This window comes from Vibrio profundi (assembly GCF_005281835.1).
Lineage (GTDB): Bacteria > Pseudomonadota > Gammaproteobacteria > Enterobacterales > Vibrionaceae > Vibrio > Vibrio profundi.
This window is the reverse complement of record NZ_RZIS01000005.1, coordinates 92136-113406: the sequence shown is the minus strand read 5'-3', so window position 1 is coordinate 113406 and position 21271 is coordinate 92136. Positions and strand designations below refer to the sequence as shown.

Sequence of the window (21271 nt, the reverse complement as noted above, 5' to 3'; positions counted from 1 at the left end):
AAATACTGGGCTTTATGAATTACACTAAATTGACTAGGGCTTGTAATGGGTGAGCGAGCTTCTCTCCCTCAAAGCGCTTCACTTGGCTTCGGCAAGAATACCCCGTCGCCAAGCATCTCTCTTTCGGCAGAGATTCCATTTGTGGCTTCCAACTCAAACCATAAATATCTTTGGACGTTTGAAGTTTATCTACTTCATGACCAAATGTTCCCGCCATGCCACAGCAACCCACTGGAACCGTATTTAACTTAGCACCAAAATGCGTGAAGATAGCACCCCACTCTTTTTCAGCATTCGGCATCTTGGTTTTTTCAGTACAGTGGGCAAATAGATACCACGCTTCGTCGGATGCGCTTTGCTTCGGTGTGAATTCAGCCAGTAGAGGACTCATCCATTCATGCACGGTAAGAACCTCAAACTCACCACGCTTATCCCCTAACACTTCAGCGTATTCATCGCGATAGCAAAGCACTAAAGCTGGGTCGACCCCCACTAAAGGTATTTCAAGCTCTGCCACCATAGATAAAAAGTCAGCGGTAGATTTAGCATTCTTAGCGAATCGACTTAAAAAGCCTTTCACATGCTGGGCTTTACCGTTTGGCTTAAACGGAAGAATGACCGGAGTTTTCCCAAGCTTAGTGGCTAAGGTCGCAAAATCTTCGACGACCTCAGCATCATAAAAGCTGGTAAATGGGTCTTGAACTATAACGACATGTTGTTTTCTGTCTTCTAAAGAAAGTCCCGCTAACGCTTGCAGATCAAACTCTTTCACGGAATTATCTTTTAATCTTTTTTCTAACGTCGGGACAGACATCAATGGGGTATCAACATAGCCAACCGTTGAAGCCGTTAAATTTTGTACCCATTTTTGAGAGATAGCAGCATTAACCACCTTCGGCGCTTTAGCCATTAACGGCAGCACTGTCTCGATATTCGCGACTAGATAATCTTTTGCCGGGCGCTGATAACGAGAATAATAAATATTTAAGAAGCGAGAGCGGAAACTTGGAACATCAACTTTAATTGGGCATTGGCTTGCACAAGCTTTACACGCTAAACAGCCGTTCATAGCATCGTACACTTCGTGTGAAAAATCATATTCGTGACGCTTATTTAAGCTGTTACGAACACGTTCAATCATGGTCTTAATTGGAGTGTTGTCTTTTAGCGCTTGTTGCTCTAGGTCAAGGATATCGACACCTTGCTCAGTAAGCTGACGTAACCATTCACGAACTAACCCAGCTCTCCCCTTTGGAGAATGTCGGCGGTCTGCGGTCACTTTCATGGATGGACACATCGGTGAGCTTGTATCGTAATTGAAACACAAGCCGTTGCCGTTACATTCCATCGCTTGTTTGAAGCTATCACGCACTTGAACATCAATCTGACGATCGTAGTAACCACGCTTAGTATCACTGACTTTAACCAGCTCAGCATCGCTCTCTAACGGCGTACAGATCTTGCCAGGGTTCATTTTATTATGCGGATCGAACGCAGATTTAATTCTTCGTAGTTCAGTAAATAGTTCTTCACCGAAAAAGTCTGGCCCGTATTCTGAGCGGAAGCCTTTACCATGCTCTCCCCACATTAAGCCGCCATATTTTGCCACCAACTTAACCACTTCGTCAGAGACTTGGTGCATCAAAGCTTCTTGTTGCGGATCACATAGATCTAACGCAGGGCGAACATGAAGTACCCCAGCATCAACGTGACCAAACATACCGTAATTGAGCTCTTTGGAATCAAGCAGCTCGCGGAACTCAGCAATAAAATCAGCAAGATTCTCTGGCGGCACACAAGTATCTTCTGCAAATGCAACGGGCTTCGCGCGGCCTTTCGCTGCACCTAATAAGCCCACGGCCTTTTTACGCATATTGTAGATACGGCCAATACTCGCGAGATCACTACAAACTTGGAAACCGATAACGCCAGCTTCTTCCGTTTCAACCATAGTGGCGAGCTTATCTGTCAGCGCTTGTACTTGCTGCTCTACTTCCTGCTCATTTTGACCGGCAAACTCGACCATGTTAATGCCAAGCATTTCTTTATTTGGAACATCGGCCAGTAAATCGCTCACGGTATGCCAAACAATGTCTTGCTTAGCTAAATTGAGAACGCGGGAATCGATGGTCTCAACAGATAATGCACTTGCTTCCACCATAAAAGGTGCATTACGTAATGCTGAATCAAAGGTGTTGTATTTCACGTTCACCAAAGTACGAGCCTTCGGAATCGGTGTTAGGTTCAACTTAGCTTCAGTAATGAAAGCCAATGAACCTTCTGCGCCGCACAACACACGTGTTAAATCAAAAGCATCATCTTCTTCATTAATTGCATTCTTGAGATCATAACCGGTTAAAAATCGGTTCAACGGTGGGAATTTTTCCACAATCTGCGCACGTTTTTCACGACACACGCTTTCTGCCACTTCCAATGCCTTCGCAGCATATTCACCTTCTACAGGTAAGCCATGAGACAAATCAGATTCTAAACATGAACCATCCGCAAACACAGCTTGTAACGACAACACATGGTCAGACGTTTTTCCGTATTTAAGAGAACCTTGACCTGAAGCGTCGGTGTTGATCATGCCACCTAAGGTCGCACGATTACTGGTTGAAAGGTCTGGAGAGAAAAAATAACCAAAAGGACGAACAGCATCGTTTAGCTGATCTTTAACAATGCCAGACTGAACCCTAACCCAACCCTCTTTCTCATTAATTTCAAGAACCTGGTTCATGTGTCGAGATAAGTCGACCACTACGCCTTTGGTTAGAGATTGTCCGTTTGTACCAGTACCGCCACCACGAGGGGAGAAGGTAATTCTCTCAAAATCAGATTTTGAGCTAACCTTTCCTATAAGGGACACGTCTTTTGTTGTTCTAGGGTGAACAACAGCTTGAGGTAATTGCTGGTATACGCTGTTGTCAGTCGCAACTGCCAAACGGCTTGAATATTGAGATTCGATGTCGCCAGTGAAACCTGCAGCTTTTAGTTCATTTAAAAAGCTAACAACCACCGGATCGACATCCGCATTGAGTTGAAGTCTTGGTAACATTTGCTTCCTGCCCCTACTTCGCTGATCCAATCAGCAATGGGTTAATGGTAATTTTGATTATATTTTTGAATTTCGTCACTTTACTACTAATAACTTCATATAAAAAGGTGATCAAATAAGAATCTCAGTGCGAAAATGAATCTAACGCTTTCTTTTTCCTCAATTCTGTTCAATATATATTGGATAACATTCGTTTAATGGATACATCAAGAGCACATGACAATGAAAAAAAATAAAACAGTGACAACAGAAGATATTTTATTGAAGCTGTGCCAATCGGTATCAGGTGTTTTAACATCAGCAACAGCTTCTCAAGTTACCTATTCAGCAATGGTTCAAAAGATCAACAAGACTAGCCTAAAGCCCGATTTTGGTTGCTTTGTTTTGTTTGATGGTGGCTTCTCTGGCCTTGTAGTGATCAACTTTACTTCTAAAGCTGCACTAGAGCTATATACAAACTACATGCGTAATATGGGCATGCCTGAAGAAGAGTTAGCGGTATTGCACACCTCAGATGAAGTGGGTGATGTACTTGGTGAGCTAATGAACCAACTAGTTGGTGACTTCACAAACAAGATCCGTAAAGAGCTTCAAACCAACATTACTCAAAACCAACCAAAAATGTTGGCACTGAACAAACAAGTTAACCTTTCGGTCGATACCAATTTAGATCGCCCTCAAGCACGTCGTGTGACCTTCTCAACCGAAGGCAACAACATCTTCTACTTAGAGCTTGCGATGGATAAAACTGAGTTCATTCAATTAGAAGAATTTGAGGTTTCTGAAGACGAGAGTCCAGATTCAATTCTTGAGGCGACCCAGCAAAAAATGCAAACACCTAAGAACGCACCTGAAGCGAAAGGCGCAGACTCTGCAACCGACTTGTTAGATGAGTTAGGTATCTAACGCTTCAGCTTCGCTAAGATCGGACACATGCGTTAAAGCTAGCAGCTTATCTTTAAACGCCACTGAACCTCTTCGGTGGCGTTTTGCTATATACAAACTGCTATCAGCCAATGAAATGGCATGCGATTGGAGTATCTCTTTGTCTACCATATCCAACCGAGCGTGGTGCATACCAAGCGTTAGTGTCACGCGATCAGAAGCTTTCGATTTTTTATGCTCGATAGCAAGGCCATGCATCCCCTGAACCAACTTAGCGGCGAGTTCGACTAAATCGCTTTCAGCACAGTCTTCTAACAAAATAAAGAACTCGTCACCACCATAACGAAATAAGTGCGATTGCTCTTGTGGAAAAACATGTTTAAGCAAACCACTGATCGCTTTAAGAACGTAATCGCCCGAATCGTGCCCGTAGGTGTCGTTGTATTCCTTATAATAATCCACATCAATCATCATCAATCCAACCCGCTTTGGCGATGTACCCAAGCGCTGGACGAGCTCTTCAAGCTGAAGGCGATTCAACAACCCAGTTAATGGATCCGTCATCGCTAGTTCATTAAGCTTGATGTTGCTGCGCTGGAGCTGCTTTTGTTGCTCCAATAATACTTGCTGCTGACGATGGTTTTGTAATGCAATGGCAATGTACTGAGCAAACTGCTCTAACAATTGGCGATGGTAAGCTTTGTATTTATACGCTTCATAATGCTGAACGGTAACGACACCAAGTAATTCATCTTTGAGTACGATTGGCGTAAACAGCGTTGAGTTGGTGTTTCGGCTTGAATCTGTTCGATATATGAACTTTCGCGTAATGGAGGTTTTCAATGCAGCTGCAACTTCTTCATCTGACCCTGTATTAATGAGCACCGTTTCTTGGGTTCGACAACAATAAGCGCCAATACCATTGTTGCTTTCACATTTAACCCGCTTAGGCTCTACTACTTGCCCTTCATCTACCGTGAATCGGTAATCAAGCTCATTATTAATTGCATCGTATAGGCCTATACTAAAAAAGGAAGTGGGAAACAGCTGCTGAACGTCTTCAAATATTTCGACGATGTCGCGCGTTAAATCGGTTGAGGTAGCAATTTTCTGCCCCAGTAATGTAATGGCGCTCAAGTGACCTAAAAGCTCTTCATGATTCACTTTCTCACGATATTCACGAACCCGCTTTATATTTGACTGAAAGTACTGGCTTTCTTGGTTCTTAAATCGCGTAAGCTCCCCTTCTGCGTAATCGATTTGTTCACAGTAGACTCGTTCAATATCATCCCACTCTTTCAAACTGCGGTGACACGATTTTAATATTGCGTACAAACCAAATAGCAGTTTGGGATGATCTTTAATTTGATTGCGTTCGATAACAAGTTCACAAAGTTCGATAGCTTCATGATAACGATGGCTCTGATGCAAAAATTGCGCATATAAACTAGCAGATTCTGCGACACCATAAGCATCACATTGCTCTACAAAGCTGTGATAAGACGAACTGAAAAGATGATCAGCATGGGACAAGTTGCCACGATCTTGTTCAACTAACCCCAAGTACATACGGGCAAAGCCTAAATTACGCGAGAATGAGCATTTAACATTGAGTTCAACGCTTTTGTTAAGCCAAGTTTCCGCTTCATCGAGCAGGCCTAGCTCCCTTTGCGAGCGTCCGTAATTCAAATAGCACAGGCTTAACGAAGATTGGTCGTGAGTTTGATGAAGTGTCGTGATTGCGGTTTTGGCAATATCAGCACACGTTTCGTAATCACCGAGTTGGCTGTAAATCGCAGCTAAGTTGGTATACAAGAGCGAATCAAAGTATAGATCTTCGATCTCTTGCTTAGATTGAGCATCAAGCAGATAAGCAAGCGCCTGGTGATAGTCGCCAACCAAAGAAGATAACGTACCAAGATGTACTCTTAGATACTGCGCTAATACACTTTCATCATTGCGCTCACACACCGCTAATAAATCGAGGAACTCAACGGCCGCGAGCTCGAATTGATGAGAACGATAGCGATGATAGATATCTAAGAAGGTAAGATAAATCTGATTCGCGGATAACGAATGCGTTTCGTAAATCGCGCTAATTTCGTCCTTTAAATCTAGGACGGCATTGGGCGTTCGATCCATATAGATTCGCGTGATTTTCTTCAAACAGATCTGGTTGACTTCTACACTCATCGGCAAATCAACTTTACTTAACAACATACTGAATATACTACCACACGCACTTTATCGATAGCCATATCAATTGTTCGAATAACTACCCCTTTCTGTTATCAATGAAAACAGGTAAAATGTCGGACTTTTCTAAATTTGCGGAAGATATCAAGTTAGTCGATGGATAAGAAAAAAGCCCTAAAGAAGATTGCCAAATGTCTAGAACTTGGTAATTCAGCAAACGTAAATGAAGCCGCTAATGCAATAAAAATGGCTCATAATTTAATGCTCAAATATGGTCTTGAGAAAGACGATATCGAGTTCATTAAAATGGGAAAAACCCAATCGACTCACCTACTTCCTGCAAATATCAGTTCAACGCTTCTGCGTGTTATTCGTGGCATCAACACCAAATTTGGTGTGGAAGCGGTTCTCCTAAATCACAAAGGTTTGAAACGAGTTGAATTTATTGGTGAAGCCGACCGCGCTATTTTTGCCGCATTCGCATTCGATATCATCTACCGTGAAATGAATGAGCACACTGGCCAATTCCGTAACAGTTTTGCGGGTTCAGGCACTAGCTCATTAGAAGTCACTCGCCGAGTAAATTCTTTTGTTTCTGGCTGGGTTGAAGGCGCACTAGAAAAACTGCCTGTTATCACTCCAGACGACGAGTCAAATAACAAGATCAATAACTACATTGATAAAGAGTTTAAGAACATAGATCGCGAAACCTTTAAGCAACAGCTTAAAGAAGCAATGAAAAACCTAACTGCGGATTATGAAGTAGGCTTAAAGAAAGGCAGGAAGCTATCCGTTAACCGCCCTGTTGCCGGTGCTCAAGCAGCTAAACGCATTCAAAAAGCGTAATGCCTGATCTTTACAAGATTCGACTCTATTGTTATACAGAACAATATATTTAATTAGGAATCTGTCTTCCTTATTCAACACAGTAGTAACGTTATATACGGAGATTCAACTTGAAAAAAATTACATTGGCCTTGGCTCTAACTATCGCCTTAACTGGTTGTCAGGCAACACAACGTCAAAATGCTACTACCGGTGAATCTGAAACTAACTCTGCAACACAAGGCGCTCTGATTGGTGCTATCGCAGGTGCTGTAGCTGGCGCAGCTACAGGTGATAACTCAAAAGATCGCCGTAAACGTGCACTTATTGGTGCCGCTGGTGGCGCTGCTGTAGGTGGCGGTATCGGTTATTACTTCGACCAACAAGAAAAAGCATTACGCGAAGAGCTGCTAAACTCTGGTGTGCAAGTAGAACGTGTTGGTGAAAACCAACTTCTGCTTCGTTTAGAAAATGGAATTGGCTTCGCGTCAGGCTCTTACGCATTGGAATCTAGTATCCACAACACACTTCGTGGTGTAGCACGCATTTTAGTAGAGTACCCAGACACAAGCTTGGTTATTGATGGACACACCGACAGCACAGGTAGCGAGTCAAGCAACCAAGTGCTTTCTGAGCGCCGCGCAGAGTCTGTTCGTTCATTCTTGATTTCTCAAGATGTTGCGGCGGGCCGCGCAATTGCACGTGGTAACGGCGAACGTTACCCAATATGCGATAACAAGACATCTGAAGGTCGCGCATGTAACCGCCGCGTAGAAATTCAGATTCTTCCTCTGAAATAATAAACGCTAAGGCTCTGTCTATTAAGGCAGAGCCTTTTTCGTTAGGGATAACTTTTGTTTAAATTCATCGTATCGACACTGTTTCTAATATCAGCAACGTTAGCTCATGCTGATACTATTGCCAGCCTGACAGAACAAGCACAACAACAGGATCCAGAATCCCAATACCTGCTTGCCCAGTCTTATGATTTGGGTGTCGATATTGAAGAAAATAAAGAGAACGCGTTTTATTGGTATTCTCAGGCAGCGCAAAATGGCCAATTAAACGCCCAGAGTAAGTTAGCCTATTTCTTGGCAAAAGGGATTGGTACCGAAAAAGACATCGACGAAGCTATTCGTTGGTACTCTCAGCTCGCCGCTCAAGGAAACACCCAGGCCCCACTTCAGTTAGCTAGGCTTTATGAAACCTACCAAGGCTCCATCAAACCTTTGGATATGGCAGAGATATGGTATCAAATCGCTAACCAATCAAATCCTGACGCCGAAGAAGGCTACAGCAGAGTATTAGAGGCAAAGTTCAATGCGAGGCGTGCAAAACAAATATCGTCAATCGAACAGCTGGATGTCGCTTTTACCGAAATCGATGAGCCAGAACTGAACGATGCTGCACCCAAGCCTGCCGAGCCTAAGCCACAATTTGCTACCAGCGATTACCTTTCAGTCGCCGTATTGGTGCTACTTACCTCGGCTTTGATAGTAGTAGTCAAACGCACTCGTAGAAAGAAATCCACTCAGAAGCTTGCTCACCAGCAACAAATTGAAGCACAGTTGAAAAGTAGTCAATTCACCATAAAACAGCAAAAACGCCAATTAGAAGCCATGTTTCGCGAAGTCAAAAAGCAGCAAGCAAGCTCGAAAACACAAAAATTAAAAGTGGCATGCGCTTTATTTGGCTATACACCCAGCTCTATCCCTGCACCTAAACAAATTAAAATTCGTTACAAGCAGCTATCGAAACTTTACCACCCAGATCTTCATGGTAGCGACGAGGAAATGAAACGCTTGAACGCTGCGTTGAAGACGATTTCACAAAATGTTACAACTAAGTAAACAAGAGATTGAGTAAAAGAATGAAAAATCACTGAAGTTCGGTAGTTATTAAGCTCGCAATCGATATCGCTCTCAAAAACACGTAACAAATAGTTAACTTCCACCCCGTATTTATGTCATAATCTGTGCCGACAATAACACCTGATTCATACAGGTGGGGAGAAATAGAATGTTCACAATTGAAGGCACATGTGATTGGTGCAAACAACCAAACTTAGTGATGAAGCACGATTATGTCGATGGTAAATTCCACCATGCATGTAAAGAGTGTAACGACCTAGCAGTACTGGATGTACGTCAATTCAATATTGGCGAAATGGAAATGAGAGCGAAATTATCTCAAGCGACACTGCGATAGTCACAACACCAAGTTTGTATAAACTAGAAAAAGCGCCCATGGCGCTTTTTTGCTTTCTGACTTATAGCGCTACCATTTAGCCATCTTCTATGAGTCTCCTCTATTTTACTTACTACTGTATGAACAGTGAAAGTACTGTATAGATTATAAAAAACACTGTATGAACCTGCTCTTCCTCACAAAACCTTCAAATTCACACCAATTTCAGACAATACAATTAGTCATTATATTTCAATAGTTTAAATGGGTTTCTCTCATTCCAATTCAAATGACGCACATAAAACCATCAAAAAGTTCTTGAATTTCTGAGCCACGAAAACTACTGTATACACATACAGCATGTATATAAGGACAGCAAAGATGATTCATACACAAGTTCAGCCTCAAGGTACACATACTCCATTCCATAGCTCTATTGCTCATAATGTGAATACGTATCAACAATCGCAAACTGTTATTAATCGCTTAGCCACTTTATCGAATCAAAACCAATGGGTATTGTTTACGGCACAGACTCCTCGCCCATCGGCCGCAGAGCTACAATCGCATGCTGTATGTTGCGATCGAGTCATCCATATGAAAGCTTCGGCTAACCAAACTGAAGAAATGATCGTAATGAAGGCTATCCAGTCAGGGAACGCTAGCGCAGTCGTCGCAAGCGATTCGATCAGCCAATTCAACCAAATTCAGCTTAAGAGCCTAGCAAAACAATACCGCTGCGAAGTTTTTTTCATCGCTGCTTCTACAAGTAAACTGCACTAAATTCAAATTCTAATACTGTCTATTCTCCTCCAGTTAGGTTGTCCCTCTCTGGAGGTTTTTTATATCTAAAAAACCATAGCAAACGTTTGCTTTTTATCTGGCGACAAAAAATAGTTCTGGTATGATGCCCCTCTAACTACCGTGCACCTGTGCACTCTCTGTATGACGTTTGATAAAAGATAGGAATGTCTAAATGAGCCTCGCTGATCAAGTTCTTGCCGTAAATGATGATCTACCAATTCGTACCGATAAACCCGTTCATAGTGGTAAAGTCCGCTCCGTTTATTGGCTAACAGAAGAAGACAGTCAACGACTGATCAAGGAAAAGGGATACGACGTAGCTGCTGATGCACCATTAGCAATCATGGTTATTAGTGACCGTATTTCAGCTTTCGACTGTATTTGGCGCGGTGAAGGCGGTCTGAAAGGTGTGCCGGGGAAAGGCGCTGCTCTTAACGCAATTTCAAACCATTGGTTCAAGCTTTTCCAAGAAAATGGACTCGCAGACAGCCATATTCTAGATATCCCTCACCCATTCGTGTGGATTGTTCAAAAAGCTAAACCAGTTATGATCGAAGCAATCTGTCGCCAATACATTACCGGTTCAATGTGGCGCGCATACGCAAATGGCGAGCGTGAGTTCTGTGGCATTGAAATGCCAGAAGGGCTTGAGAAAGATAAGAAGCTACCTGAGTTACTGATCACGCCTTCAACAAAGGGCATCTTAAACGGTATTCCTGGAGTACCTGAAGCAGACGACGTTAATATCACTCGTAAGAATATTGAAGATAATTTCCAATCGTTCAATTTCAGCAAAGCGTCTGATATTTCTCATTACGAAAAGCTACTCAAAGAAGGCTTTAACGTTATTAGTCAAGCACTTGATTCTGTAGGCCAAACCTTCGTTGATACTAAATTTGAATTTGGTTACGTCCATGATGCGAAAGGCAACGAAAAACTCATCTACATGGATGAAGTTGGCACTCCTGACTCTTCACGCATTTGGGACACAAAAGAATACCAATCAGGAAACATTGTCGAGAACTCTAAAGAGGGATTCCGCCAATTCTTACTCAATCACTTCCCTGACCCAGATATTCTTTTAAATAAAGAACGTATGCCGGAGCGCGAAGCTTTGGCTAAAGACAATGAACTGCCTCTTGATGCGCTCATGTCTGTATCCCATACGTACACAGGTATTGCAGAGAAGATCACGGGCAAGAAAATCACTCTAAGCGCTAACCCGAAACAAGAAATCATTGATGTACTTCGCTCTGAGTATAATTTGATCGATTAAGCCACAGTCTAAATCTTTGCTATAAAAAACGGCCTCTTGAAGAGGCCGTTTTTTATTCGATATTCTGAAGCTATTATAAGCGAATCGTAAATTCTTCCTGCGAGTTACCTGAGATAACTAAATGGCTTTTCGATTCAATATACTCGATTTGCTCTTCTTCAAGAGAATACGGCATCACGACTTTTAATTCATGAATGCCTTCTAACTTGGCTAACTTAAGCAAAGTGACAATGTTTGATTCATCACTTTTACGTGAAGACATTGATTTCAGGGCCATTTCCCACAATCTGTCTTCTGGAGTAGAAAGCTCCTTAATACTATCGCGCCAAACTGTACCAAATACCGGAGCAAAGGTAGTCAGTGCTTCTAAAAACGTCCATTTTTTACTACATGAGGCTCCAAGAAAGGTCGTGTAATCAAATTCTACACTAGTCATCTCTTGCTTATCCATAATGTCCCCCGACACATTGGCAACACAATGTCCCAAATATCTACGAACTCGTTCTATATAGCAATAGGATATAAGAGATCGGTCTTTTATACCCCAATATGAGCACAAAAAGAAATATCAAATTCAAAGTCGTAACAAACTATGAACTCAAAATACATATATGTGCTTAATTGATTAATATTTTAAAGACTGAATAAAATCTACTTAATATCAACAATACGGCTGGCTTTCTTATACTGAATTTTCCAGCCTTGCCATGTTGGTAACTCCCATCGCTTAGGTACTGTCTTTCGTAAACCGCTTTGATGGACAACGTAAATCAGCTTACGCTTGGCGTAGTATTCAACCGAAAGTTGCAAATCACCCAAATTTAACTCGAACGGGTACTTTTCCGCAAAATCATCATATTCCCAGTAAGGAATACCCTCAAACTCAAAATCATCATTGGCAAACATGACTAAATCATCAAGCGTTTCAACGCCCAACATTTCTAATTGTTCAATAAACCAGCTTTCAAAAGTCATCGTGTCATAGCCTTCGACGGAAGTTTCCGATAAACCTAACGCCACATGCATCTGCCAATGCTTTATTTCGGCGCTTCTTTCGTTCACTAGCCCCGGAAGTACGTGATTATCGAGTACCATATCAACAATCGGCTTCAAAGCGAGCTGCCCTTCAGGAGTGACACACTTTTCTGCAATGGCTCTTCCCGCATACATAAGATGAAGCTGGGTAGCAACTTCACCTTCAGCCGCTATTGTTTCACCCTGTTGCCATTCACCAAACTCTAGCTCAACGAGTAGCCTCAGTGGAACCGGCATATTAACGGTAGCCAGCGTCAAGGTTTGTTTGATTCCTCGACCAGGCAAACTATGGGTATCCAGCACAAGTGCGGCCTCTGCCCTTTCATTCAACAAACTTTGCCTACCAGCTTGCACTTCTAATTTGCCATTACTTAAAGCATCTCGACGTTTGACTCGACGCACAAACACTAGTTGCGGTTGCAAAGTCATCATAGCGGTAAGTAAATCATCTCTTTGATAGCGCGATGCAACTTCCAACATAGGCAACTCAAACAGCTCGCGCATTTGACGAGCAAGACCTTGAGCTTCTTTGATTGCCTCGATATCTATTGATAAATGCGGTAACTCATAGCCTCTCACCAATTTAATTAGGATTGTCGCATCACATTGCTCTGGGATTGATTTTACGAGCTCTTCTATCGACTCCGATGATTTAGGAAGTTGGTATAACGCAGCAGGCACTGACAAGGCAGCAGCCAAATCAATCATGGCTTCTTTCAATGCTTTAGGTTGGACTCGAGTCACCAAATCGGCGTATAGAGCATCGACTGGTAAGGGATATAAAGCTTTGCCATGTTCAGTAATTATTCCGTCTTGGTCGATCGCTTCCATCAACAACAATTTTTCTTTAGCCGAATCTAAGGATTTAGTAGGTAGCAGATCAAGAAATTCCAGCTGCTCTATCGGATAACCACTGCTCGCACTCGCTAACATAGGTTCGATTAGCTCTTCTCGTTGTAATTCTGGAGGCGTAACCAGCTCAAGTGCCGCATGCTGGCCATATAGCCTCACGCACTTACCTTCCATGACTCGCCCAGCACGACCAGCGCGCTGTTTGGCACTTGCGAGCGAGATAGCTTTCAGTGCTAATGCCGTTCTACCATTGCGCTGCACCGTTCGTCGCTCTAACCCCGTGTCTATCACCACCTCTATATTCGGGATAGTTAAGGACGTTTCGGCAACATTAGTAGCAAGCACCACTTTTCTTTCCGATTGAACCGTTAACGCTAATTGACGTTCTTCATCGGTTACCGAACCGTGCAATTTAACGACTTTAATACCATCTAGCTTATTGAGTGCTTGAGCGCATAACGTGATTTCTTTGCGTCCTGGTAAAAACACCAGAATGTCATGTGAGGATTGAGCTAGCTGCAACTCAACTTCCTGAGCAACTTTTCGTTCTATATCGCGGCTGTCCGGTAGGTCTCTAGAATCACGACAGCGATAATGCAACTCAACATCGAATCTCCTACCTTCACTTTGTAAGCGAGAACCATTGATGTAACGAGCAAGTTTGTCACCTTCAATCGTTGCAGATGTGATCACCAATCGATGAGAAGCTTTCTTTTTTAGTAAGGCCACCAGCACATCGATGTCCCAGCGCCTTTCATGAAACTCATCCACAATGATGGTATCGAAGCCCACTAGGCCATCTTCAGCTAGCCATCTTAGGGCGACTCCGGGAGTAACAAACACAACGTTCGTATCGTCGCTAAATTTAGAATCGAGCTTGATGGCATATCCGATAGCCTGTCCAAGTGGCTCCCCTGACTCTTGAGCGAGAAATCCTGCAAGCGAAGTACACGCAATTCTGCGTGGCTCTATCACCAGTACTCGGCCATAGTTTGCGGCCCACACAGGCAATCGCGTCGATTTACCAGAGCCAGTCTCTGCTTCAACGACTAAATGTTCATTTTGAATGAGGGACTCGAACTGAGCTTTAAGAGAATCGATAGGAAGTGAAAGCATAACGAAGAAGTGAACTTATAAAATACGTTAAGATTGAAGCGCCGATTATAACCAAATTTACTGTCAAATTGCGTAAACGTTCAGATTAACGAAAGTTTCACACGTTATTGCATCATATCGACATAGAAATTGTTTACAATTGAATAACTAAACCGTTATCATTTTTCGCGACTTCTTTCACCCCTACATAGGCAACCAATGAACAACGATAAACGCCCTCTTTATATCCAATATGCGGGTCCAGCCCTTCTTGCCACTCCACTTCTAAATAAAGGCAGTGCATTCTCTGCTGAAGAGCGTAGCTCTTTCAATCTAGAAGGCTTATTGCCAGAAACGACTGAGACAATCCAAGAGCAAGTCGAACGTGCTTACAAGCAATATTGTAACTTCGACAACGATATGGACAAACATATCTACCTGCGAAACATTCAGGATACTAATGAGACGTTATTTTATCGTTTAGTTCAGAATCATATTTCTGAAATGATGCCTATCATCTACACCCCGACTGTAGGTGCTGCGTGTGAAAACTTCTCTAATATCTACCGTCGTGGCCGTGGCCTATTCATCTCTTACCCGAACCGCGACCGTATTGATGACCTACTGAATAACGCAACTAACCACAACGTTAAAGTTATCGTTGTAACAGATGGCGAACGTATTTTGGGCCTAGGTGACCAAGGTATCGGTGGCATGGGTATTCCAATTGGTAAGCTTTCTCTGTACACAGCTTGTGGCGGTATCAGCCCAGCTTACATGCTTCCAATCGTTTTAGATGTCGGTACGAATAACCCACAACGTCTAGCTGATCCAATGTACATGGGCTGGCGTCACCCTCGAATTACAGGTGCTGAATATGACGCATTTGTAGAAGAGTTTATCCAAGCTGTTCAGCGTCGTTGGCCAAATGCTCTTGTGCAATTTGAAGATTTCGCACAGAAGAACGCAATGCCACTTCTTGAGCGTTACAAGGATCGTATCTGCTGCTTCAACGATGACATCCAAGGTACTGCTGCAGTAACCGTGGGTTCTTTGATTGCAGCTTGTAAAGCGGCGGGTAGCCAACTTTCTGACCAACGTGTGACTTTCTTAGGCGCAGGTTCTGCTGGTTGTGGTATTGCTGAAGCTATCATTGCACAAATGGTATCGGAAGGTATCAGCGACGAACAAGCTCGTTCACAAGTTTACATGGTTGACCGTTGGGGCTTACTACAAGAAGGCATGCAAAACCTTCTAGACTTCCAACAGCGCCTAGTTCAAAGCAACTCAAACACAAAAGATTGGCAAAGTGAAGGTACTGGTTTCTCACTACACGACGTTGTCCGTAATGCAAAACCAACCGTTCTAATTGGTGTATCTGGCGCTCCTGGTCTGTTTAGTAAAGAAGTAATTCAAGAGATGCATCAGCACTGTGAGCGTCCGATTGTATTCCCACTTTCGAACCCAACTAGCCGTGTTGAAGCAACGCCAAACGATATCCTTCGTTGGACTGATGGCCAAGCTCTTGTAGCAACAGGTAGCCCATTTGAGCCTGTAGTGCATAACGGTAAGACGTACCCGATCGCACAATGTAACAACAGCTACATCTTCCCAGGTATTGGCTTAGGTGTATTAGCGGCTAACGCATCACGCGTAACTGACGAAATGCTAATGGAATCAAGCCGAGCGTTGGCAACCTGCTCTCCGCTAGCGATTAATGGCACTGGTGCACTACTGCCACCTTTGGAAGAAATCCACTCAGTTTCTAAAAAGATCGCATACGCGGTGGCGAAGAAAGCTATCGAACAAGGTGTTGCACTAGAAATTACTGACGAAGCGCTACAACAAGCGATCGATCAGCACTTCTGGCAACCTGTGTACCGTCGCTATAAGCGCACTGCATTCTAATAAAGTTGTTATTCTAAGCCTCTGCAATGCAGGGGCTTTTTTCTATCTATCGCATAATTAATGCTCACTTCAACAAACAAGCCACTCATTAATATTGAATCAAGATCACACCTTGCAATAAGTTAACAAGTTTCAAACAGGTGATGCTATTTGGCGGTGTGATTTGCTATTATCATTCTTCTCTTCAACGATTCCACGCAGGCAATAAGAGACAGTGAGACTTAAGCAGATTACCAATCTTTCCGTTGTTCATAAGGTTCGCAATTCTTTGCGTACCGGAATTACTGCAATTGGAATCTTGCTACTTGCTACCATTGTCAGCGTTATTGTTATCGACCGATGGGTTTCTTGGCAGGCGACAGAAAGAATCATCACCTCCATCGATGATGTACCAGAATTTGATGTCGCTGTTGTACTAGGGACTAGCAAATACCTTGGGCGCACCCTCAACGAGTATTACACGCACCGCATTGACGCCGCCATTGAGCTCTACCAACACGATAGAATCCATCACTTCTTGTTAAGCGGAGACAATGCTCACCGCTCCTACAATGAACCTTGGACGATGAAGCGTGATCTCTTGAATTCTGGCGTTCCTGAAGAAGCTATCAATCTCGATTACGCAGGCTTTCGTACATTAGATTCCATCGTTCGCGCTAAAGAGATTTTCGATACTGATAACTTTTTGATCATTACTCAAAAATTCCATTGTGAGCGTGCTTTATTCATCGCCCGCTCATTTGATATTCAAGCGCAATGTCTTGCGGTATCTGGGCCAACTCGCCATTCAGGTATAACAATTAGACTGCGTGAAGTGTTCGCTCGCAGTAAAGCGTTTTTGGACTTATACATCATAGGCACTATGCCTAAATTCCTAGGCCCAAAGGAGCCAATCGGCACTAAACCTCTCCAGCCTGAACCTATTTTGGATCCGAATGTGTAGATTTCTACACATTTTGAATTCGTTTCCTCACACTTTCTTCATACCGCTCTAATTCCGCCGCACGCGCAGTTATTAACTTAAGTAACATCTCGTCAACAAAGTCTAAGCCTGACATTAAGTCAATAACGGTAAGCCTCGCATAACAATAGGCCAGTAATGGTACTTAAGAGGCCAAGCAAAAGGAGCGTCTTATGACTGCACTTGTAGCAACAATGAAAAATTGGCTGTTTACCCGAAACAGCATGATCTTGATTGGAAACTTTATTCTTTTCGCGACACTTTTATCCACTCTACCCTTTGAAAACAGCGTTAACACTGGCCTAAGTATGTTGGTCTTTATCGCTATTCTTTGGTTAACGGAAGCAATTCACGTCAGTATCACCGCTTTATTAGTGCCTCTTCTGGCGGTTTTATTAGGTGTATTCAATACCCAAACCGCTTTGGGCAATTTCTCAAACCCTATCATTTTCTTGTTTCTTGGTGGATTCGCCTTAGCAGCCGCTTTGAATAAGCAGGAACTCGATAAAGCCATCGCTGACAAAGTATTACTATTAGCAAAAGGCAAAATGTCAGTTGCTATCTTCATGCTGTTTGGTGTGAGCGCTGGGCTTTCGATGTGGATTTCGAACACTGCAACAACCGCTATGATGTTGCCGTTAGTATTAGGTGTGATGAGCAAAGTCGACCAACGAGAGAATCGTAATACCTACGTATTCGTTCTGCTGGGTATCGCTTACTGTGCATCGATTGGTGGTATTGCAACCTTAGTCGGTAGTCCACCTAACGCTATTGCAGCAGCAGAAGTTGGGTTGAGCTTTACAGAATGGATGGCACTTGGTCTGCCTATCTCATTAATCCTCATGCCTATCGCGATGCTGATTCTATATGTCATGACCAAACCAAATCTTAACCACACATTCGAACTTGACCATAAACCCGTTGAGTGGACCAACGGTAAGAAGATCACTTTAGGCATCTTTCTACTGACTGTGACCTTATGGATCTTCGGTAAGCCAATCAACGCCATGATCGGCGGGTTCTCTAAGTTTGATAGCCTAGTTGCGATTGGAGCTATTGTTCTTTTAGGTGCTTCACGTGCCGTTCAATGGAAAGATGTAGAAAAAACAACTGACTGGGGTGTGCTAATTTTATTCGGCGGTGGTATTTGTCTGAGTAACGTCCTAAAAACAACGGGCACTAGCGTATTTTTGGCTCACTCTTTAAGCGGGTTCCTAGAGCAAGCAGGCGTACTTCTGACCATTTTGGCTGTCGTTGCGTTCGTAGTATTCCTTACTGAATTCGCAAGTAACACTGCAAGTGCAGCATTGTTAGTACCTGTTTTCGCAACGATCGCAGAAGCGCTAGGTATGTCTCCAGTTATTCTTTCTGCACTTATCGCTGTCGCGGCATCGTGTGCCTTTATGTTACCAGTCGCTACTCCACCGAATGCCATCGTATTTGCCTCAGGCCATATCAAACAAAATGAAATGATGCGTATTGGTATGGTATTGAACTTGGTATGTATCTCAGTTCTAACCTTGTTCGCATGGCTGTTCTGGTAATCCAAATACAAAAACGCCACTTATTCAAAGTGGCGTCATAACCTAGCACTACGTAGTTGGTCAAGGTTAGCAAGTAATCCCCCGATAACTTGAACTCGCTAACTTTCATCAGCTTTTCCCTTTTGGTGGCTTTACGCCACCTTTTTTAGTTTTCAGGTTCAGAGGTCTCAGCGTCCACACTGACTTCAACCCGATTGCGTCCTAAATGCTTCGCCTGATACAACGCTTCATCAGCACGAACTATAGTCTCAGTAACGCGCTCTTTACCCAACTCAGCTATACCAATACTGCATGTCATGGCATCACCATGAACCCAAAAATGTTGAGAGACTTGACTACGGATCCTTTCGCCTAGTTTTCTAGCTTGTTCGATATCGCTGCCTGGGCAGAAAACGATAAACTCTTCACCACCCCAGCGAACCAGTCGATCCTTTCCATCAATCACGCTAGAAACAACCATACAAAACTCTCTAAGTATGTCGTCACCGACTTGATGTCCATACTTGTCATTCACCGCTTTGAAAAAGTCGATGTCGATATATAGCATCGTCAATTTTTCTTTTCCTAGACGAACGTGTTTCGACTGAACTTTGAGCCAATCTCGAATTGCATGTCGATTCATCGCTCCTGTCAACGCATCTCGGTGAGCCAGCTCAGCAAACTCAAAATTTTGTGCGCGAAGCGCTTGGTTCACATGTTTTAAGTGAGCGTGACGCTTATCGGACAACGCAATCTGACGCCTCGATTTGTGTAGTTCAGTGATCACAAAGATCACGGCGATCATTAACCAAATCGCTAACAACAGCAGAAATAGGTTTTCGCCTTCAATATAAGAACCTTCGAACTCTATGTTCTTAATAACGATATGGTGGTTGCCTAGTGTGGAAGCCGAACCCGTTGCAAACTCAATCTTATTCACATTCGAGAACTCAGGTGCAGAGTATTCAACGTCGATTTTATTGTCTGCTAGCCACCAGGTCATCACTTGCAGATTATCAATCGGAATTTCTAGTACGCCATTACCGACCCCAGGTGCGAATTCCATCCCATTGTATTTGTGGGTGTATTCGTTATCTATGGTCGAGTATGCGGGGTTAAAATTTCTTAGGTAGGTTCTTAAACGGGCGTCAGTACGCCCTTGCTGCGTATAATCGATATTAATACGAAATGTATGGAACTTGGATAGGTCGAGGCCAACCGCTGGGTCATCACTAATATGAATAGACAGTCCACAATATGGCCAAGGGTACTCAGATTCAATGAGCTCACAATCTAGAACGTATTCTCCATCCACCAATTCGAGCGTTGACGTGCTAAGCCCACCACTCGCTTGATCGTTGGTCACCAAAAACGTGTATCGTTCTGGAGATATTGTCGCTATTCGCCGATCACCTTTAACTCGATATACCTGAACGACAATGATCGTTAGCATTATCAAGACAAATATAGCCTTATGAATCCATTTCACTTTGAAGCTTCCTGCTTAATCTCTGTTGAATGCAGAGGGTAAAAATCGTGGTTATTCAAAATTCGACACATCATTAACTATAGTCAATCCGGACATTAGCATGATGATCGATAACCTTCTCAATTATAGGACAATTTTAAACGACGATTGATAGCAAAGTCATGTTCTAAATTAGACATCCCTGAAATAACATTTCATTAAATAAACGTTACTTTATACAGCCTTGCTTTAAACAAAGAATTTGGGACAAAGGCTTGGAGAGATTTGCTATTATAAGTGCACAAAGTACGGTGTGAGTGCGCCTTCGCATTCCGACTAAACCGTCGAACACAAAAATATAAAGAGTAATGTCATGTCTGTATTAGCAACTGGAACACTTAAGAAAATGAGTGCTTCATTGGATGGGAACGTAAGTTATCGCTTACCTGTTGGAGATGAATTGGTTGAGTTAAATCCACTTATTGGTAAAACAATCAAATTAACGCACACAGGCAATATCTTTTGTAGCGCTTGCGGTAAAAAGACGAAAAAAAGCTACTCTCAAGGTCACTGCTTTGTTTGCATGAAGAAGCTCGCGAGTTGCGATATGTGCATCATGAAGCCTGAAACTTGTCATTATGCAGAAGGCACTTGTCGCGAACCGCAGTGGGGCGAAGAAAACTGCATGGTCGACCACTTTGTATATTTGTCTAATACTTCCAGCTTAAAAGTCGGTATCACTCGCCATACTCAAATCCCAACTCGTTGGATCGACCAAGGCGCAACACAAGGCTTACCTATTTTGAAAGTAAAGACCCGTCAAATTTCCGGGTTGATTGAAGTAGAACTCGCCAAACACATTTCAGACAAGACTAACTGGCGAACGCTTCTAAAAGAAGACGGTGAAGACATGGATCTTGTGCAACGAGCATCCGAACTGTTGCCTTTAGTTGAACCTGTCATCCAAAAAATGAAAGAACAATTTGGTGACGACGCGGTAGAAGTCTTACACGAAAACATTACTCCACTAAGTTACCCTGTTGAACAGCACCCAACGAAGATCACTTCGCACAACTTTGATAAAAACCCTGAAGTCACTGGCGTTCTTCAAGGGATCAAAGGTCAATATCTAATTTTCGATACTGGTGTGATCAACATCCGCAAGTTCAGCTCTTACGAAGTAGAAGTCTCTGCTTAG

16 protein-coding genes are annotated in these 21271 nt (G+C 43.0%); 11 read left to right on the top strand and 5 right to left on the bottom strand.

Going from position 1 to position 21271, the window contains the following annotated elements; all coding sequences use genetic code 11:
- Nucleotides 1-19: 19 nt before the first annotated feature.
- A complete protein-coding gene (gene ydiJ / locus ELZ11_RS14055) occupies nt 20-3058 on the bottom strand; it encodes a D-2-hydroxyglutarate dehydrogenase YdiJ (protein ID WP_137358053.1) in 3039 nt (1012 codons plus the stop codon).
- A gap of 222 nt (nt 3059-3280) precedes the next feature.
- Here ydiJ and ELZ11_RS14050 point away from each other — a divergent pair, with 222 nt between their 5' ends.
- Nucleotides 3281-3964, top strand: a complete 684-nt coding sequence (locus tag ELZ11_RS14050) for a DUF3334 family protein (RefSeq protein WP_137358052.1) — start codon at nt 3281-3283, stop codon at nt 3962-3964.
- Here ELZ11_RS14050 and ELZ11_RS14045 read toward each other — a convergent pair.
- Nucleotides 3953-6163, bottom strand: a complete 2211-nt coding sequence (locus tag ELZ11_RS14045) for a diguanylate cyclase (protein ID WP_137358051.1) — start codon at nt 6161-6163, stop codon at nt 3953-3955. The two genes, ELZ11_RS14050 and ELZ11_RS14045, sit on opposite strands and share 12 nt — an antisense overlap.
- A 132-nt stretch (nt 6164-6295) precedes the next feature.
- On the opposite strand from ELZ11_RS14045, the gene ELZ11_RS14040 reads away from it, so the two are divergent.
- From ELZ11_RS14040 to ELZ11_RS14015, 6 genes are all read left to right on the top strand, one after another.
- Complete coding sequence (locus ELZ11_RS14040; protein WP_137358050.1) at nt 6296-6985, top strand: DUF2786 domain-containing protein; 690 nt, start codon at nt 6296-6298, stop codon at nt 6983-6985.
- A gap of 110 nt (nt 6986-7095) precedes the next feature.
- Nucleotides 7096-7764: a YiaD family glycine zipper/OmpA-like lipoprotein gene (locus tag ELZ11_RS14035; protein ID WP_137358049.1), complete on the top strand. Its 669-nt coding sequence runs from the start codon at nt 7096-7098 to the stop codon at nt 7762-7764.
- A gap of 54 nt (nt 7765-7818) precedes the next feature.
- Nucleotides 7819-8814 carry a J domain-containing protein gene (locus ELZ11_RS14030; protein WP_137358048.1) on the top strand — a complete coding sequence of 332 codons (996 nt, stop codon included), beginning with the start codon at nt 7819-7821 and terminating at the stop codon, nt 8812-8814.
- A gap of 169 nt (nt 8815-8983) precedes the next feature.
- Nucleotides 8984-9172: a hypothetical protein gene (locus ELZ11_RS14025; RefSeq protein ID WP_137358047.1), complete on the top strand. Its 189-nt coding sequence runs from the start codon at nt 8984-8986 to the stop codon at nt 9170-9172.
- Nucleotides 9173-9532: 360 nt separating this feature from the next.
- Entirely contained in the window at nt 9533-9934 is a 402-nt protein-coding gene (locus ELZ11_RS14020; RefSeq protein WP_137358046.1) for a SulA-like leucine-rich domain-containing protein, read from the top strand.
- 193 nt (nt 9935-10127) lie between these two features.
- Nucleotides 10128-11231 carry a phosphoribosylaminoimidazolesuccinocarboxamide synthase gene (locus tag ELZ11_RS14015; protein ID WP_137358045.1) on the top strand — a complete coding sequence of 368 codons (1104 nt, stop codon included), beginning with the start codon at nt 10128-10130 and terminating at the stop codon, nt 11229-11231.
- A gap of 73 nt (nt 11232-11304) precedes the next feature.
- Here the strand turns inward: ELZ11_RS14015 and ELZ11_RS14010 are convergent, their stop codons facing one another.
- Nucleotides 11305-11682 carry a transporter gene (locus ELZ11_RS14010; protein WP_137358044.1) on the bottom strand — a complete coding sequence of 126 codons (378 nt, stop codon included), beginning with the start codon at nt 11680-11682 and terminating at the stop codon, nt 11305-11307.
- 200 nt (nt 11683-11882) lie between these two features.
- Entirely contained in the window at nt 11883-14234 is a 2352-nt protein-coding gene (locus tag ELZ11_RS14005; protein WP_137358043.1) for a helicase-related protein, read from the bottom strand.
- A 198-nt stretch (nt 14235-14432) separates the two neighbouring features.
- On the opposite strand from ELZ11_RS14005, the gene ELZ11_RS14000 reads away from it, so the two are divergent.
- The 3 genes from ELZ11_RS14000 to ELZ11_RS13990 all read left to right on the top strand — a co-directional run bounded on the left by ELZ11_RS14000 (nt 14433) and on the right by ELZ11_RS13990 (nt 18626).
- Entirely contained in the window at nt 14433-16121 is a 1689-nt protein-coding gene (locus ELZ11_RS14000; protein ID WP_137358042.1) for an NAD-dependent malic enzyme, read from the top strand.
- 268 nt (nt 16122-16389) lie between these two features.
- Nucleotides 16390-17064, top strand: coding sequence for a SanA/YdcF family protein (locus ELZ11_RS13995; RefSeq protein ID WP_244291669.1), 675 nt, complete (start codon nt 16390-16392; stop codon nt 17062-17064).
- A 191-nt stretch (nt 17065-17255) separates the two neighbouring features.
- Nucleotides 17256-18626: an SLC13 family permease gene (locus ELZ11_RS13990; protein ID WP_137358040.1), complete on the top strand. Its 1371-nt coding sequence runs from the start codon at nt 17256-17258 to the stop codon at nt 18624-18626.
- A 145-nt stretch (nt 18627-18771) separates the two neighbouring features.
- Here the strand turns inward: ELZ11_RS13990 and ELZ11_RS13985 are convergent, their stop codons facing one another.
- Nucleotides 18772-20094, bottom strand: coding sequence for a GGDEF domain-containing protein (locus ELZ11_RS13985; RefSeq protein ID WP_137358039.1), 1323 nt, complete (start codon nt 20092-20094; stop codon nt 18772-18774).
- A gap of 352 nt (nt 20095-20446) precedes the next feature.
- Here ELZ11_RS13985 and ELZ11_RS13980 point away from each other — a divergent pair, with 352 nt between their 5' ends.
- Entirely contained in the window at nt 20447-21271 is an 825-nt protein-coding gene (locus tag ELZ11_RS13980) for a DUF2797 domain-containing protein (protein ID WP_137358038.1), read from the top strand.

Coding starts and splice junctions, on each gene's coding strand:
- ydiJ (WP_137358053.1), bottom strand. CDS start 3,058: ATGTTACCAAGACTTCAACTCAATGCGGATGTCGATCCGGTGGTTGTT.
- ELZ11_RS14050 (WP_137358052.1), top strand. CDS start 3,281: ATGAAAAAAAATAAAACAGTGACAACAGAAGATATTTTATTGAAGCTG.
- ELZ11_RS14045 (WP_137358051.1), bottom strand. CDS start 6,163: ATGTTGTTAAGTAAAGTTGATTTGCCGATGAGTGTAGAAGTCAACCAG.
- ELZ11_RS14040 (WP_137358050.1), top strand. CDS start 6,296: ATGGATAAGAAAAAAGCCCTAAAGAAGATTGCCAAATGTCTAGAACTT.
- ELZ11_RS14025 (WP_137358047.1), top strand. CDS start 8,984: ATGTTCACAATTGAAGGCACATGTGATTGGTGCAAACAACCAAACTTA.
- ELZ11_RS14020 (WP_137358046.1), top strand. CDS start 9,533: ATGATTCATACACAAGTTCAGCCTCAAGGTACACATACTCCATTCCAT.
- ELZ11_RS14015 (WP_137358045.1), top strand. CDS start 10,128: ATGAGCCTCGCTGATCAAGTTCTTGCCGTAAATGATGATCTACCAATT.
- ELZ11_RS14010 (WP_137358044.1), bottom strand. CDS start 11,682: ATGGATAAGCAAGAGATGACTAGTGTAGAATTTGATTACACGACCTTT.
- ELZ11_RS14005 (WP_137358043.1), bottom strand. CDS start 14,234: ATGCTTTCACTTCCTATCGATTCTCTTAAAGCTCAGTTCGAGTCCCTC.
- ELZ11_RS14000 (WP_137358042.1), top strand. CDS start 14,433: ATGAACAACGATAAACGCCCTCTTTATATCCAATATGCGGGTCCAGCC.
- ELZ11_RS13990 (WP_137358040.1), top strand. CDS start 17,256: ATGACTGCACTTGTAGCAACAATGAAAAATTGGCTGTTTACCCGAAAC.
- ELZ11_RS13980 (WP_137358038.1), top strand. CDS start 20,447: ATGTCTGTATTAGCAACTGGAACACTTAAGAAAATGAGTGCTTCATTG.